This is a genomic window from Microbacterium sp. NPDC055988 (assembly GCF_042269505.1).
In the GTDB taxonomy this organism is placed as follows: Bacteria; Actinomycetota; Actinomycetes; order Actinomycetales; family Microbacteriaceae; genus Microbacterium.
On sequence record NZ_JBHJXY010000001.1, the window covers coordinates 2,907,508 to 2,921,738 of the forward strand.

The following is a 14,231-nucleotide window of genomic DNA, read 5'->3' on the forward strand; positions in this document are numbered from 1 at the left end:
GTCACGCCGTCTGGAACGCGCCTCGCAGCAGCGGACGGGTGGCCCAGGTGCTCGCCCAGACGATGACGATCCCCACAGCGACCACCGCGGCGATCGTGACGAGTGACAGGGGCGCCGTGATCAGAGCGATCCCGATCAGGGGGATGACGAGGACGGCCGCGACCAGCGCCGAGCCGATCGCCGTGACCAGCAGCGGTGACATGATCGCACGTCTCCGGGCGCGGTCCACGGTCTCCAGTGGCATCCCCAGATGATGGAGACTGCGGTGCAGCTCGCGCTGATCGAGCACGTCGGATGCCTGGTTGACGCCGACGGATGCCGCCACCATGAGGAACGAGCCGATCAGGGTGATGATGAGCCCGGTACGGATGTCGCCGGCGAGGGCGAAGTCGGACTCCGACGCCTCCGGTCCTGTCATCACGTTCATCAACGCCACACCCGTGCCGGCGAAGACAGCCATGAAGCTCGCCATCGCGATGCCGCCCACCTGTCGCCACGCGGCTTTCGGGGAGTCGAGGACCAGGCGTGCGGCGAGCAGTCTGTCCGGCTGTTCGGCCCGGCGAAGCTGCCGTGTCGCCGTCACCTTGAGGACCCACGGACCGACGACGTTGAGCACGGCGAGCGCGGCACCGAAAAGCCCTGCGACGACGACGATGGTCGTGACCAACCCGCCGATCGAGGGGAAGACCTTGATGAGCACCACGGCGATCGCGATGGCGCCGGCCGCGATCAGCGCGCGGATCCAGTGCACGCTGCTGGTCGTGGCACGGGTTCGGACTCCGAGCGGGGAGATCACCACACGACGAAGGCCGACGACGGCGCTGGCAGAGGCGAGGACGAGCACTCCCGCGAGCACCAGGGCGATCTGCGCCGGAGGCAGCACGACCGCGCCGAAGCCGAGTGCCTCACCGCGGAACGGGATCAACCCGATGAGCGGACTCAGCGCGACGTGTCCGACGACACCGGCGAGGGCTCCAGCTGCGGCGACCAGCACGGACTCGGCGACGGTGGCGACCGTGACACCTGCCGGGGAGACCCCGAGCAGACGCAAGGTCGAGAGGCGCTCATCTCGTCGTCGGGCGGACAGCCGTGCGGCAGCGCCCCCGAGCGACATCAGTGGGACGACCAGGAGGACGAGCGCGATCGCTGCGAGCGCCTGATAGACAGGCGCCTCCGGATCTGTCCAGCCCCAGAAAGACTGGGCCCCGCCGATCACCGTCAACACTAGGGTGGTCACCACGCCGAACGCGACGACGGGAAGGGCGAGAACGCCTTTCTGCCCGGGGACGGGGCGCAGCAGCAGCGCGAGGACGTTGCGTTTCATGCGGCCACAGCCGAGGAGACGATGCGTCCGTCGCGGACGGCGATCGTGCGCGTGCAGCGACTGGCGACCTCGGGGTCGTGGGTGACCACGACGAGGGTCCGACCCTGGCTCGTGGTCGACCACAGCAGGGCATCCATGACCTCGGACGACGTGTGCGAGTCGAGCGCGCCGGTCGGTTCGTCGGCGAAGACGAGCTCCGCGCCGGTCGCCTGCGCGCGGGCGATCGCGACACGCTGTGCCTGACCGCCGGAGAGCTCGCCGATCCGGCGATCCTCCATGCCCGCGAGTCCGAGCGCGGCGAGCCAGGACGCTGCGTGCTGGATGGCGTCCTGCCTGCGGACGCCGTTGATCATCGAAGCGAGAGCCACGTTCTCCACTGCCGTCAGTTCCGGGATGAGCAGCCCCTGCTGGAACACGAATCCGAACCGCTCGCGGCGCAGACGGGAACGCGCGGACTCGTTGAGCGCGGTGATCTCGATGGGTGCGCCCTCTGCGGGGCGGAAGAGCACGCTGCCCGCATCGGGTGCGGTGATTCCTGCCAGCACGTGCAAGAGGGTCGTCTTGCCCGAACCCGAGGCGCCCATGATCGCCACGGACTCGCCGCGGTGGATCGCGAGATCGACTCCGGCGAGAGCGCGCGTCATCCCGAAGGTCTTGGTCAGGGCATGGGCTTCGATCACGGGGATGTTCATGTCTCCACTCTCGTCACCGCGCCGGCGGGTGTCGTCGCTCCGGCGGATGAGGATGCGGACCCGGCCTCATCCTCCAGAATGAGATCGGGTCCGCACGCCCATCAGAGCTTCTTCTGCCACGCTCCGGCGTACGAGACCGGACGGAAGCCGATCTTCTCGTTGATGCTGAGCATGGGGCGGTTCTCCTCCGCATTGAACGTGGAGACGACGGGCGATTCCGGCATCAACTCCTGCCACCGCAGAAGGTTGGCGCACTTCACGACCGTCCCGAGCCGATGGCCTCGGTGGTCTTTCGACACCAGGGTGCCGTACTGATGGGTGACGCCGGTGCGGTCGGTCCCGATCAGCAGCTCGTTGTAGGCGACGATGTCCCCGGTGGGGACGTGCTGCACGGCCACGACCGAGACGACGCGCCCGGACTCCATGATCCGTGCATCTCGCCGTGCCACGCGATCCGCGTCCCACACCTCGGCGACGAAGTCCATCTCGCCGCTCGGGGCGTCCGTCGACAGCCGCGCGAGGATGTCGGCGTATGCCGCGCGCAGTTCCGGCGGCGTCGGAAGCATCCATTCGAGGGTGCGGTACTCCGAACCGGCATGAGCGTTCGCCTCCGCCAGCGCCGTGCGCAGGAGCGTCGGGTCGGAATGCAGGTCGAACTCGCTGTTCCGTTCGACCTGCTCGAGCGTGTACCCGGCGGATTCGGCGAGATCGCTCAGAGGTGTGGCCGGAATTCGGCCCCACCCCGTCCGCGGCTCGAGCATGCGCTCGGCTTCCTCCGGCCGGTGCAGGCTCCACAATTGCACGACGCTGCGACCGCGCGCCCGGGCCTCGTCCTCGGCGTGCGCGAGCAACGCGTTCTCGATTCCGCGACCCCAGTGCGTCTCGGGCACCAGCATGTCGATCTCGCCGGCGTTCGCCTCCTCCTCCTGCGCGAAGGAGACGGTCACCATGCCGACGATCTCGCCGTCGACGCGGGCGACGAAGCCGCGGTCCAGTGAGTCGGTGTCGTCCTGCCAACCCGGCAGGATCTGTGCCGCATCGAGAGCGAGTCCGGGAAGTCCGACCTGCTCATCACAGATCTGACGGTTGAGTTCGCCGTATGCGCGGAACTCCGCTGCCGTGTCGTCGTCGATCGAGGCCGGCACGATCAGGGGAGTGATCGTCGGTTCAACGATGGTCATGTCAGTCCTTACTGTGGGGGTTCAACGGGAAGGTGGGATCGTCGTCCGCTGGTTCCGAGAATCAGCGGATCCCGCGCTGCAGGGCGAACGCCGTGAGGACGCCCAGTTCGTGCTCGGCGCGGCGACGCTGTTCGGTGATCAGCAGCTCCGCCGACTCGATGTGCACGGTGCGGCCTTGCCGCCGCGGGCGCTGAGATCGCTGGAGCAGCCAGAGGCCGATCCGCAGGGAGATGCGATCTGAGAGCGCCAACCGGCGGAGCTCGTCGTCGCGGGGGATCTGGAAGACCTCGCGGTCCTCGGTATCGGGCGGGTGGGTGATGTTGCGGCGCAACGTGGTGTTCACGAGAGAGTCCTTTGAAAGAGGTGAGGGAGTGCAAGAGCAGGAGGCGTCGCGCGACGGTGGGGCGCGTGACGCGTGGGTGCGAGAGTCGGCAGCATTCGGGCCACGGGACGTGGGCGCCGAAGGCGGCGAGATCCATGATCCGGACGCGGATCAGAGGGTGGGGCGCGGGTGCACCGACGGGAGAAGGCCCACTACGGGCTGAGATTCTCGGGGTGCGCTGCTACGAGAGCGCGCTGAAGCGGACGCCGGCGGTTACCGAGAACGCAGGGCGCGGCGCGAAGTGCGCTGGCGCTTTGAGGCCAGTGGCCTGTGCGTTGAGCTGAATCATCATCATCGGTAACCTCCTTTCGTGCGTCGATCCGGAGGACACGGTAGCGAACTCCGTCGGGCAGCGTCAAGCATTTTCCTCTCGCACGGCGTGTCGCCGAGCGGTACCGGTTCGATGAACGCCCGCGCGGGATGACGGCTGAGGCCCGGGATTCCGGTAGCGTAGCGGCGTGATTCTCCCCGGACGAGCGGTGCCCGCATGCATCTGAAGAGCCTGACGCTCAAAGGGTTCAAGTCGTTCGCGCAGCCGACGAGCTTCGTCTTCGAACCCGGCGTGACCTGCATCGTCGGTCCGAACGGATCCGGCAAGTCGAACGTCGTCGACGCCCTCGCCTGGGTGATGGGTGAGCAGGGCGCGAAGACGCTCCGCGGCGGCAAGATGGAGGACGTCATCTTCGCGGGTACCTCGACGCGCGGTCCTCTGGGTCGTGCCGAGGTGCAGCTGACGATCGACAATGCCGACGGTGCCCTCCCGATCGAGTTCGCCGAGGTGACGATCAGTCGCACGTTGTTCCGCAACGGGTCGAGCGAGTACGCGATCAACGGCGAAGGATGCCGACTCCTCGACGTGCAGGAGCTGCTCAGCGATTCCGGACTGGGTCGGGAGATGCACGTGATCGTCGGCCAGGGGCGCCTGGACACGGTGCTCCAGGCTTCTCCGGAAGACCGACGAGGCTTCATCGAAGAGGCGGCGGGGATTCTCAAGCACCGCCGCCGCAAGGAGAAGACCCTCCGCAAGCTCGACGCGATGGAGGCGAACCTCACGCGTCTCAGCGACCTGGCGGGGGAGATCCGCCGTCAGCTCAAGCCGCTCGGTCGCCAGGCCGAGATCGCGCGGGAGGCGCAGACGATCGCTGCCGTCGTGCGTGATGCGAAGGCGCGGATCTTCGCGGACGACGTCGTCGCGTTGCGCACCGCCCTCGCCGACCACACCCGCACAGAGCACGAACGCCACACGGAGCGGCTTGTCCTTTCCGACCAGGCAGAGACCGTGCGAGCGAGCATCGCGCGGCTCGAACAGGATCAGAATTCGGTCGCCGTCGATCAGGCTCGCAGCGTTGCCTTCGGTCTGGAGCAGGTGCAGGAGCGCATGCGCGGGCTTTACACGCTCGCGAACCAGCGCCTGGCGCTGCTCGGTTCCGAAGACGACGACGCCGCGGTCACCGCGGTCACCGTGACCCAGGCAACGATCGACGAGGCGAAGGAGGAGATCGACATGATCTCCGCAGGCCTCGGCGATGCGCAGGATGCGGCGGCATCGGCGAGCCGTGACGTCGTCCATGCCAGGGCCGAGCTCGACACGCTCGATGTGGACATCGCCGAACAGAGCGCGCTCGTGTCGGAGTACGACATGCGTCTCTCGGCGCTGCGCGGCACGGCCGACGCTGCGGCATCGGCTCTCGCCGCCGTGCGCGGCGCGGTGCTTCGCCAGGAGAACGCGCTCGAGGCGGCGAATGCGCGCAGGCGCGAGGCGGCCGAGGCGCTCGAGGCGATCGATGATGCCGAAGCGCCCGAGGGCACCGCCGTCGAACACGCAGCGGCCTACGACAGTGCGCAGCGAGCGGCGACAGCCGCGGAGGCCGAGCGGGAGACTCTGCGGGAACGGCTGCACGCGGCTGAGCGCGAGGTCGACTCACTGACTGCGAAGGCCGCAGCCCTGAGCAGTGCTCTGGCGCTGTCGGGCGGCGCCGCCGAGATCGTCAAGGCCGGCGGTAAGGGCGTTCGCGGACTCGTCGGAGACGCCGTTCAGGTCCGCGCCGGCTTCGAAGCGGCGATCGCCGCCGTGCTCGGCCCGCTCACCGAGGGCGTGCTCATCGACACTGCCGCCGATGCGTTCGCCCAGGCGGCGGAGGCGGCAGAGAACCGCAGGGGAGTCGTCGACTTCGTCGTCGCCGACGCACTGCGTCCGGAGCCGGTGGCCGCTCCGATCGAGGGGGTCACACCTGCGGTCGAGACCGTGACGGCCCCCGATGGTGTGCTGGGCATCCTGTCGCACGTACTGATCGCGGTCGATCTGGAGTCCGCCCGTGCCGCGCGCACCGCGCTCGACCGTGCAGGGGATGCCTCCACGACGATCGTGACGGTCGGCGGAGACGTGATCACCGCCCAGACGCTGCGCACCGGATCCGGGGGCGAGCGATCTCGTCTGGAGCTCGCGGCCGAGCGGGATGCGGCGGCCGAGCGGCTGGCAGAGATCCAGATCGTGGTGGACTCGCTGCGCGAGGCGCGTGAGGACGCGAACGAAGCGGTCGAGACGACCAGACGACAGGCCAAGGACGCGCTCCGCGCACTGCGCGAGCACGACGCGGCCCTCGCCACCCACGCCGAGCAGGTGAACCGGGTCACCGTCCGTCATGAATCAGCGGTGGCCGAGTGCGAGCGACTCGAGACCGGACTCGCACAGGCTCAGGCCGCCGTGTCCGATGCCGAGGCGAAGGCGGAGACGGCCAAGGCAGCGCTGGACGAGGCGATCGCGGCTCCGCGTCCCGTGCTCGACGCCTCTGCGCGAGACGGCCTCCTCGAAACACTGGAGCTGGCCCGCGAGGGCGAGGTGCGGGCGAGGCTGGAGATCGAGACGCTGCGTGAACGCGTGCGTGCGGCTCAGGCGCGGGTCACGAGCCTCGAACGGCAGCGCGAACAGGAGCGCGACGCCGCGGCCGAAGCGGCGCGGCGAGCGGTCATCCGTCGAGCCCAGCGCGAAGCGGCGTCGGGCGTCGCGGAGGAGCTGCCGCGGATCCTCGACTCCCTCGACCGATCGGTCACCGAGGCCCGTGTAGCCCTGGCAGAGGCGGAGGCCGCGCGTTCGGCCCAGAACGAGGAGCTCGTCGGGCTCCGCGCCCAGGAGACGTCGCTGCGGGAGCGTCTCGCGGGTCTGACCGAAAGTGTGCATGGCCTCGAGCTGCAGATCCACGAGAAGAAGCTGCACCTCAACAGCCTGCTCGAGCGCGTGTCGTCGGAACTCTCCCTCGACGAAGATATTCTCATTGCGGAATATGGTCCGGATCAGCTGGTTCCTCGTGATCCGGGAGTCGAGCCACCGGCGGATGAGCTGCTCGACGACACGGCGATCCCGTTCGACCGTCGCATCCAGCAGCGCCGCCTGGCCGACGCCGAGCGCAAGCTCGCGCAGCTCGGACGCGTCAATCCGCTGGCGCTCGAGGAGTTCGCCGCGCTCGAGCAGCGCCACGCCTTCCTGACGGAGCAGTTGGCCGACCTCACGCAGACGCGCCAGGACCTGCTGACGATCATCGCCGACCTCGATGAGCGCATGCAGACCATCTTCGCGAGCGCCTTCGAGGACACGAAGGAGGCTTTCGGCCAGGTCTTCCCGCTGCTGTTCCCCGGTGGCACGGGGAGCATCTCCCTGACCGACCCCGAGAACATGCTGACCACCGGCATCGAGGTGTCGGTGCGCCCGGTCGGGAAGAAGATCGAACGGCTGTCGCTGCTCTCCGGTGGGGAGCGTTCACTCGCCGCGGTCGCCCTGCTCGTGGCGATCTTCAAAGCGCGGCCGAGCCCGTTCTACATCCTCGACGAGGTCGAGGCCGCGCTCGACGATGCGAACCTGGGTCGCCTGCTCACGGTGTTCGAGCAGCTGCGCGAGAGCTCGCAGCTCCTGATCATCACGCACCAGAAGCGCACGATGGAGATCGCCGACGCGCTCTACGGTGTCTCGATGCGACAGGACGGCGTGTCTGCGGTCGTGGGACAGCGGGTGGGGGACCGCGCAGCAGCTGCCGTCTGACCCCCTTCGCTCGGGGAGGCGTGGTTCGGCCCGCGCTACCCGTAGGCTGGAGGGATGGCGGAGAAGTCCTGGTCTCTCGGTCGCGCACTGCGCGGCATGTTCGTCAAGCCCACCATCGATGAGACGACCTGGGAGGACCTCGAGACCGCCCTCATCACCGCGGACTTCGGCCCCGACATCAGTGAGCGCGTCGTCGACGAACTACGGGCCAAGGTCGACAAGTACCGCACGACCGATCCTCGCGACCTCCAGCGCATGCTCCGCGAGACTCTCGAGGAGCACTTCGCAAAGTTCGACACGACGCTCAAGCTCACCGAGCGTCCGGCAGTCGTGCTGGTCGTCGGCGTCAACGGCGTCGGCAAGACCACCACCATCGGCAAGTTCACGAAGTTCCTCCGCGGCTATCAGCGCAGCGTCGTCGTCGGTGCAGCCGACACGTTCCGCGCGGCGGCCGTCGATCAGCTCGCGACCTGGGCACAGCGCGGGGGAGCGGCGATCGTGCGCCCGCAGCAAGAAGGGCAGGATCCCGCATCCGTGGCCTTCCAGACCGTCGAGTACGCCAAGCGCGAAGGCATCGAGATCGCGATCATCGACACCGCCGGGCGTCTGCACACCAAGGGAGGGCTCATGGACGAGCTCTCCAAGGTCAGGCGCGTCATCGAGAAGCAGGCTCCCATCAGCGAGGTGCTGCTCGTCCTCGATGCCACGACGGGCCAGAACGGCGTGATGCAGGCCGAGGCTTTCCTCGAGCACGCGGGCGTCACGGGCCTTGTCCTCACGAAGCTCGACGGGTCGGCGAAGGGCGGGTTCGTGCTCGCGGTGCAGGAGCGCACGGGCATCCCGGTGAAGCTGCTCGGCCAGGGCGAGGGAATCGATGATCTCACCGGATTCACCCCCCATATCTTCGTCCAATCGCTGGTCGGTTGATGACGGGACTACCGCAGTGAGCACGAGGCTGGTTTCATAGCGTTATGGCGATCGAACACGACTACTTCGGACTCCTGTCCTCGGGCCCCGACGGCTCGATCTTCTGGTCGGAGACCGTCGAGCTCGGAGACCAGAGCGTCACCGTCGATCTGACCGCTCCGGACCAGGACGACGTGTCGTCGGACGCACTGGACATCGCCGCGGGTCTGATCGCCGGACTGGAGAACGTCGACGACACCGCACGTCGCGGCATGCTCGCCGAGGTCGATGACCGCACCAGCGAGGTGACCGAGTACATCCTCCAGCAGCAGGAGGCATACGGCGATGATCTCTCCGAGGTCCTCGTCGATGTGTCGGGGGATGCTGCCGTGGACATCATCCGCTCGCTGCGACTGATGAGCATGACGATCCTCGCCGACGAGCACGGCGGCTCGGAGCCGTTCGCAGTCCTCGAATACGCCCTGGACGACAGCTCATCCGACGACGTCCTGCTCGTGAACCTCGGCTCGGACGGCACGGTGCAGTCGGTGATGAGCGCCGACTGAGCCACCGCCCCGGGGTGCACCCGGGACGGCGGTCGATCAGACAGCCTGCGCGAACCCGAGGTCAGCGCTCTCCGCGATGTGCGACAGGTGCTCGGGGATATCTCGTCCCTTGGACACCATCGACTGCGCCCACAAGCGTCCCGCGCGGTACGACGACCGCACCAGGGGACCTGCCAGCACGCCGAGGAAGCCGATTCGCTCCGCCTCCTCCTTGAACTCGACGAATTCCGCCGGCTTCACCCATCGAGCGACCGGAAGGTGGCGCGGGGTGGGTCGGAGGTACTGCGTGATCGTGATGATGTCGCACCCGGCTTCGTGCAGATCGTTCAGGGCCTGGACCACCTCTTCCGGCTCTTCGCCCATACCGAGGATCAGGTTCGACTTCGTGATCAGTCCGGCGTCGCGTGCCTGGGTGAGGACGTTCAGCGAGCGCTCGTAGCGGAACGCGGGACGGATCCGCTTGAAGATGCGGGGCACCGTCTCCACGTTGTGGGCGAACACCTCGGGGCGGGCGTCGAAGATCTGGCCGAGGAAGGCGGGGTCGGCGTTGTGCTCGTTCGCCAGCAGCTCGACTCCGGTGTTCGGGTTGAGTTCGTGGATCTTCCGCACGGTCTCCGCATTGAGCCAGGCGCCGGTGTCGGGCAGGTCGTCGCGGGCGACGCTCGTCACAGTGGCGTAGCGCAGGTTCATCCGGGCCACGCTCTCGGCGACGCGGCGAGGCTCGTCGGTGTCGTAGGCGTCGGGCTTGCCCGTGTCGATCTGGCAGAAGTCGCACCGACGGGTGCACTGCGAGCCGCCGATGAGGAACGTCGCCTCGCGATCCTCCCAGCACTCGTAGATGTTCGGACAGCCGGCCTCCTGGCAGACCGTGTGCAGGTCCTCGCTTTTCACGAGGGAGTGGAGTGCCGTGTACTCCGGGCCCATCTTCGCCTTGGTCTTGATCCACTCCGGCTTGCGTTCGATCGGCGTCTCGGCATTCCGGATCTCGAGACGGAGGAGCTTGCGGCCCTCGGGGGCGGCGGTCATGCGCGTGCTCCCGCCAGTGTCGTTCCCGCATATTCGAGGATGAACGCGTCCCGCACGCCCTCGACGATGTCGACCGGGGAGACGTTCGATCCCGTCACCTCGCTCACCGTCGTGACCCCGGCGTCGGTGATGCCGCACGGGATGATGCCGCGGAATCCGGCGAGGGAGTTGTCGCAGTTGATCGCGAAGCCGTGCATCGTCACGCCCTGCTGGACGCGCACGCCGATCGCCGCGACCTTGTCCTCCGACAGCGGGCGGCGCACCCATACGCCGCTCCGGCCGTCGACCTGGTAGCCCTCGACGCCGAGCGGTCGCAGCACATCGATCAGAACCCGCTCGAGCCGGCGCACATGCGCGACGACGTCGATGGGCTCGACGAGTCGGACGATGGGGTATCCCACCAGCTGGCCGGGGCCGTGCCAGGTGATCTTGCCCCCGCGGTCCACGTCGATCACGGGGGTGCCGTCCTGCGGCCGCTCCTGAGGCTCGGTCCGCTTGCCGGCGGTGTAGACGGCCTCGTGTTCGAGGAGGATCAGCGTGTCCGGACGGATGCCGGCGACGACGTCCGCATGGACGCGTCTCTGCAGCTCCCACCCTTCGACGTACGGCACGGGTGTCGGGGCGAACCCCGGAGTGAGGATGTCGAGCATCACGCTCTCCTTCTCTATAAATGGACTGAGGCCAACAATACTCCTTGGCTGGTCGCCAAGCGGCCTTCGGGCCGCGTCGCGGTAGCGTGAGGGCATGAGTTCCACCGGCAGGGCGGGGCGCCCGAAGGCGTCGTCGCGAGAGACGCTCGCTGAGGCGGCGTGCGAGCTCTTCCTGGAGCGCGGGTACGAGGCGACCTCGGTGGCGGACATCACCCAGCGCGCCGGGGTGAGCCGGTCGAGCTTCTTCAACTACTTCACATCGAAGAGCGACGTGCTCTGGTCCGGCGTGGACGAGCGCATCGGCGAGGCGATCCGGTCGCTCGGCGCGCTGGGGGGTGGGGCATCCGGCGACACGGTGCGCCGGATCCTGCTGCTCGTCGTGCACGGCTTCGAGCCGGACCCGCTCGCCCTCGCGCTCCGCAACGCCACGGCGATGGGATTGCAGGATGAGCTCGTCCGGGACACGGGGCTCCGCCTGGCGAGACTGTCCGATGCCGTGGCCGCCGCGGCGCGGACTGCGGGGATCGACGTCATCCGTGCCGACATCCTCGGCGCGGCCTATGCCGCAGCGGTGTTGTCGGCTCTGCGTGTCTGGGCCGAGCAGGGTGCGGGGCGAGGAACGCCGGAGGCGGTGTTGCACGACGCGCTCCACGTGATCAACGACCTTCCCTGGCGAGAGTGACGCGCGCGGACGAAACGTCGCGAACCGGACAGGTCATGAGTGAACCCACCCCTGAGGAGGACCTCATGAGTAGAGACCATCTGGACGAACTGCTGGCGTCGTCCGCCCCGGCCCCGGCGCTGCACGCGACGATCGAATCGGCAGACCTGCGCGCGATGCTCGCCGAAGCGAAGACCGTCGTGCGTCCGCCACGGAAGAAGCGTCGCACCGCGGTGCTGAGCGGAGCGCTGGGGCTCCTCCTCGCCGGCGGTGCCGGTATCGCGACCGCGTCGTCGGATTGGCTCTGGAATGCGGGGCTGGAGAACCCCGATCGCAGCTACTCCTACACATCACCCACCTGGGGAGAGTGTGAGATCCGTTACAGCGGCTGGGACACGCACGACCCGCTCACGCAGTCCCAGGTCGATCGGATCATCGATGAGTGGTTCGCGAACACAGACGTCGAGGCGGCTGCAGCACCGTACGTGGCGGAGTACCTCACCGCCGTCGCGGCTGACATGGCCGGCTCGGAGGAAGCGATCTCGGATCCGCGGGCTGCCGACCTGAATGCGTGGCGGGCGCACGATCAGGGCCTCTCCATGGCGCTCTACGAGGAGCTGAAGGCGAACGGCTTCGACACCGGACGCGGTGACCTGGAAGGCTCGGACTCGCACAGTCAGCTGCATTGCGAGGGTGAGGACTGGGGTGGCGAGGGTGGCACTCCGTGAGCCGGCACCCGGAGGACGCGGCGCTCATCTCGGTCTTCGAGGCGAGTGCTTCCGACGTGCTCGCCTACCTGTCGCGTCGCGTCGGCCCTGACGACGGTGCAGACCTCCTGGGAGAGACGATGGTCGTCGCGTGGCGACGGGTTCGGCAGCTTCCGACCGACCCGGAGCGCGCACGCATGTGGCTCTTCGGCGTCGCGCGGGGAACGCTGCTCAACCATGCGAGGGGGGAGCGGCGGCGCTGGGCACTGGTCGACCGCATCCGCTCCCACGCCGCGGAGGAGCTGTCAGCGGCACCGGCCGACACAGGCAGTGAGGTGCGCGACGCCATCGCTCGGCTGGACTCCGACCTGTCCGAACTCGTCCGTCTGGTGCACTGGGACGGCTTCTCGCTGACGGATGCGGCGGAGTTGATGGGTATTCCTGCCTCCACGGCGCGAGGGCGCTACCAGAGGGCGAAGGTAGAACTCCGTGCCGCGCTGAGTGTGGAGGCTCCGCTCGCGTAGAATCGACAGCACCATGGCTACCTTTGGCACGCTCTCCGATCGACTCACCGAGACCTTCCGCAACCTGCGCACGAAGGGAAAGCTCACTGCTGCCGACGTCGACGGCACCGTGCGCGAGATCCGTCGCGCTCTGCTCGACGCCGACGTCGCGCTCGTCGTCGTCAAGGAGTTCACCGCGAAGGTGCGCGAACGCGCCCTCGGCGACGAGGTCAACAAGGCGCTGAACCCGGCCCAGCAGGTCGTCCAGATCGTCAACGAGGAACTGGTGCAGATCCTCGGAGGCGAACAGCGGCGTCTGCAGTTCGCGAAGACCGCACCGACCGTCATCATGCTCGCGGGTCTGCAGGGCTCCGGCAAGACGACCTTCGCGGGCAAGCTCGCGAAGCAGCTCGAGGGCGAAGGGCACACGCCCCTCCTGGTCGCCGCCGACCTCCAGCGCCCGAACGCCGTCAACCAGCTGCAGGTGGTGGCCGAGCAGGCAGGTGCCGCGGTCTACGCGCCCGAGCCCGGCAACGGCGTCGGCGATCCCGTGAAGGTCTCGCGCGAGGGCGTCGAGTACGCGCGCCGTCAGCAGCACGACGTCGTGATCATCGACACGGCAGGTCGTCTCGGCGTCGATGCCGAGCTCATGAAGCAGGCCGCCGACATCCGCAAGGCCGTCGAACCCGATGAGGTCCTGTTCGTCATCGACGCCATGATCGGTCAGGATGCCGTGAACACGGCGAAGGCCTTCCAGGAGGGCGTCGACTTCACCGGTGTCGTGCTCTCGAAGCTCGACGGCGACGCCCGCGGTGGTGCCGCGCTGTCGGTGGCTTCGGTCACCGGGCGCCCGATCATCTTCGCTTCGACGGGCGAGCGTCTCGAAGACCTCGAACCCTTCCACCCCGACCGCATGGCGAGCCGCATCCTCGACCTCGGCGACATCCTGACCCTCATCGAGCAGGCCCAGCAGGCCTTCGATGAGGAAGAGGCCATGAAGATGGCCGAGAAGCTCGCCACCGAGGCCTTCACTCTCGAGGACTTCCTCGACCAGCTTCAGCAGATGAAGAAGATGGGCTCCATGAAGAAGATGCTCGGGATGCTCCCGGGCATGGGGCAGATGAAGCAGCAGCTCGAGGACTTCGACGAGCGTGAGATCGACCGCACCGAGGCCATCATCCGTTCGATGACCCCGGGGGAGCGTCGCAACCCCAAGGTGCTCAACGGCTCGCGTCGTCTGCGCATCGCGCGCGGTTCCGGCATGACCGTCACGGACGTGAACCAGCTGGTTCAGCGCTTCGAGCAGGCTGCGAAGATGATGAAGACCGTGGCACGCGGTGGCACCCCGAACATTCCCGGCATGGGTGCGGTTCCGGGGATGGGTCGCCCCGGAGCCTCCTCGAAGCGTGGCAAGAAGGGCAAGTCGTCGAAGGGATCCCGCTCGGGGAACCCGGCCAAGCGTGCGGCAGAGAACGCCGGAATCGCCGCGACCTCGACGCCGACCGGCTCCGGTTTCGGCCTCGGTGGCGGCGCGGGTCAGGCGCCGAGCGAGGCCGACCTCGCCGAGATCCAGAAGCTGTTCGGAAAGAGCTGACCGCGG

General features: G+C 68.1%; 13 protein-coding genes. 7 read left to right on the plus strand and 6 right to left on the minus strand.

Annotated features, from left to right (window positions below):
- Position 1: 1 nt before the first annotated feature.
- The 4 genes from ACFC14_RS13885 to ACFC14_RS13900 all read right to left on the minus strand — a co-directional run bounded on the left by ACFC14_RS13885 (position 2) and on the right by ACFC14_RS13900 (position 3,540).
- Positions 2 to 1,324: a permease gene (locus ACFC14_RS13885; protein WP_376105549.1), complete on the minus strand. Its 1,323-nt coding sequence runs from the start codon at positions 1,322 to 1,324 to the stop codon at positions 2 to 4.
- Positions 1,321 to 2,016 (minus strand): ABC transporter ATP-binding protein, encoded by a 696-nt coding sequence (locus ACFC14_RS13890; protein ID WP_376105552.1) that lies wholly within the window; start codon positions 2,014 to 2,016, stop codon positions 1,321 to 1,323. Before ACFC14_RS13890 ends, ACFC14_RS13885 begins: the two co-directional genes overlap by 4 nt.
- Positions 2,017 to 2,117: 101 nt before the next feature.
- Positions 2,118 to 3,197 carry a GNAT family N-acetyltransferase gene (locus ACFC14_RS13895; RefSeq protein ID WP_376105554.1) on the minus strand — a complete coding sequence of 360 codons (1,080 nt, stop codon included), beginning with the start codon at positions 3,195 to 3,197 and terminating at the stop codon, positions 2,118 to 2,120.
- Positions 3,198 to 3,258: 61 nt separating this feature from the next.
- The gene (locus ACFC14_RS13900) at positions 3,259 to 3,540 is read right to left on the minus strand and encodes a hypothetical protein (protein WP_376105555.1); all 282 of its coding nucleotides are present in this window, start codon (positions 3,538 to 3,540) and stop codon (positions 3,259 to 3,261) included.
- 526 nt (positions 3,541 to 4,066) lie between these two features.
- Here ACFC14_RS13900 and smc point away from each other — a divergent pair.
- From smc to ACFC14_RS13915, 3 genes are read left to right on the plus strand one after another with little or no spacing between them, the layout of a single operon-like run.
- Entirely contained in the window at positions 4,067 to 7,612 is a 3,546-nt protein-coding gene (gene smc, locus ACFC14_RS13905; protein ID WP_376105558.1) for a chromosome segregation protein SMC, read from the plus strand.
- A gap of 54 nt (positions 7,613 to 7,666) precedes the next feature.
- Positions 7,667 to 8,539 (plus strand): signal recognition particle-docking protein FtsY, encoded by an 873-nt coding sequence (gene ftsY, locus ACFC14_RS13910; protein WP_376105561.1) that lies wholly within the window; start codon positions 7,667 to 7,669, stop codon positions 8,537 to 8,539.
- A gap of 44 nt (positions 8,540 to 8,583) precedes the next feature.
- Positions 8,584 to 9,084: a DUF2004 domain-containing protein gene (locus ACFC14_RS13915; protein ID WP_376105564.1), complete on the plus strand. Its 501-nt coding sequence runs from the start codon at positions 8,584 to 8,586 to the stop codon at positions 9,082 to 9,084.
- A gap of 36 nt (positions 9,085 to 9,120) precedes the next feature.
- Here the strand turns inward: ACFC14_RS13915 and lipA are convergent, their stop codons facing one another.
- Both lipA and lipB read right to left on the minus strand, forming a co-directional pair.
- Positions 9,121 to 10,110 carry a lipoyl synthase gene (gene lipA, locus ACFC14_RS13920; RefSeq protein WP_376105567.1) on the minus strand — a complete coding sequence of 330 codons (990 nt, stop codon included), beginning with the start codon at positions 10,108 to 10,110 and terminating at the stop codon, positions 9,121 to 9,123.
- Positions 10,107 to 10,760: a lipoyl(octanoyl) transferase LipB gene (gene lipB, locus ACFC14_RS13925; protein WP_376105570.1), complete on the minus strand. Its 654-nt coding sequence runs from the start codon at positions 10,758 to 10,760 to the stop codon at positions 10,107 to 10,109. The genes lipA and lipB overlap by 4 nt, the downstream gene beginning before the upstream one ends.
- 94 nt (positions 10,761 to 10,854) lie before the next feature.
- Between lipB and ACFC14_RS13930 the strand changes: the two genes are divergently transcribed.
- The 4 genes from ACFC14_RS13930 (at position 10,855) to ffh (ending at position 14,225) form a co-directional block, all read left to right on the plus strand.
- Positions 10,855 to 11,442: a TetR/AcrR family transcriptional regulator gene (locus tag ACFC14_RS13930; protein ID WP_376105572.1), complete on the plus strand. Its 588-nt coding sequence runs from the start codon at positions 10,855 to 10,857 to the stop codon at positions 11,440 to 11,442.
- A gap of 65 nt (positions 11,443 to 11,507) precedes the next feature.
- Positions 11,508 to 12,149, plus strand: coding sequence for a hypothetical protein (locus ACFC14_RS13935; protein ID WP_376105575.1), 642 nt, complete (start codon positions 11,508 to 11,510; stop codon positions 12,147 to 12,149).
- A complete protein-coding gene (locus tag ACFC14_RS13940; RefSeq protein WP_376105578.1) occupies positions 12,146 to 12,652 on the plus strand; it encodes an RNA polymerase sigma factor in 507 nt (168 codons plus the stop codon). Before ACFC14_RS13935 ends, ACFC14_RS13940 begins: the two co-directional genes overlap by 4 nt.
- A 13-nt stretch (positions 12,653 to 12,665) precedes the next feature.
- Positions 12,666 to 14,225 (plus strand): signal recognition particle protein, encoded by a 1,560-nt coding sequence (gene ffh, locus ACFC14_RS13945; RefSeq protein WP_376105581.1) that lies wholly within the window; start codon positions 12,666 to 12,668, stop codon positions 14,223 to 14,225.
- The last annotated feature ends 6 nt before the right edge of the window (positions 14,226 to 14,231 follow it).

Bases quoted from the DNA above. Each gene is read 5' to 3' on its own strand.
- ACFC14_RS13885 (WP_376105549.1), bottom strand. From the start codon at position 1,324: ATGAAACGCAACGTCCTCGCGCTGCTGCTGCGCCCCGTCCCCGGGCAG.
- lipB (WP_376105570.1), bottom strand. From the start codon at position 10,760: ATGCTCGACATCCTCACTCCGGGGTTCGCCCCGACACCCGTGCCGTAC.
- smc (WP_376105558.1), top strand. From the start codon at position 4,067: ATGCATCTGAAGAGCCTGACGCTCAAAGGGTTCAAGTCGTTCGCGCAG.
- ffh (WP_376105581.1), top strand. From the start codon at position 12,666: ATGGCTACCTTTGGCACGCTCTCCGATCGACTCACCGAGACCTTCCGC.
- lipA (WP_376105567.1), bottom strand. From the start codon at position 10,110: ATGACCGCCGCCCCCGAGGGCCGCAAGCTCCTCCGTCTCGAGATCCGG.
- ACFC14_RS13930 (WP_376105572.1), top strand. From the start codon at position 10,855: ATGAGTTCCACCGGCAGGGCGGGGCGCCCGAAGGCGTCGTCGCGAGAG.
- ftsY (WP_376105561.1), top strand. From the start codon at position 7,667: ATGGCGGAGAAGTCCTGGTCTCTCGGTCGCGCACTGCGCGGCATGTTC.
- ACFC14_RS13895 (WP_376105554.1), bottom strand. From the start codon at position 3,197: ATGACCATCGTTGAACCGACGATCACTCCCCTGATCGTGCCGGCCTCG.
- ACFC14_RS13915 (WP_376105564.1), top strand. From the start codon at position 8,584: ATGGCGATCGAACACGACTACTTCGGACTCCTGTCCTCGGGCCCCGAC.
- ACFC14_RS13935 (WP_376105575.1), top strand. From the start codon at position 11,508: ATGAGTAGAGACCATCTGGACGAACTGCTGGCGTCGTCCGCCCCGGCC.
- ACFC14_RS13890 (WP_376105552.1), bottom strand. From the start codon at position 2,016: ATGAACATCCCCGTGATCGAAGCCCATGCCCTGACCAAGACCTTCGGG.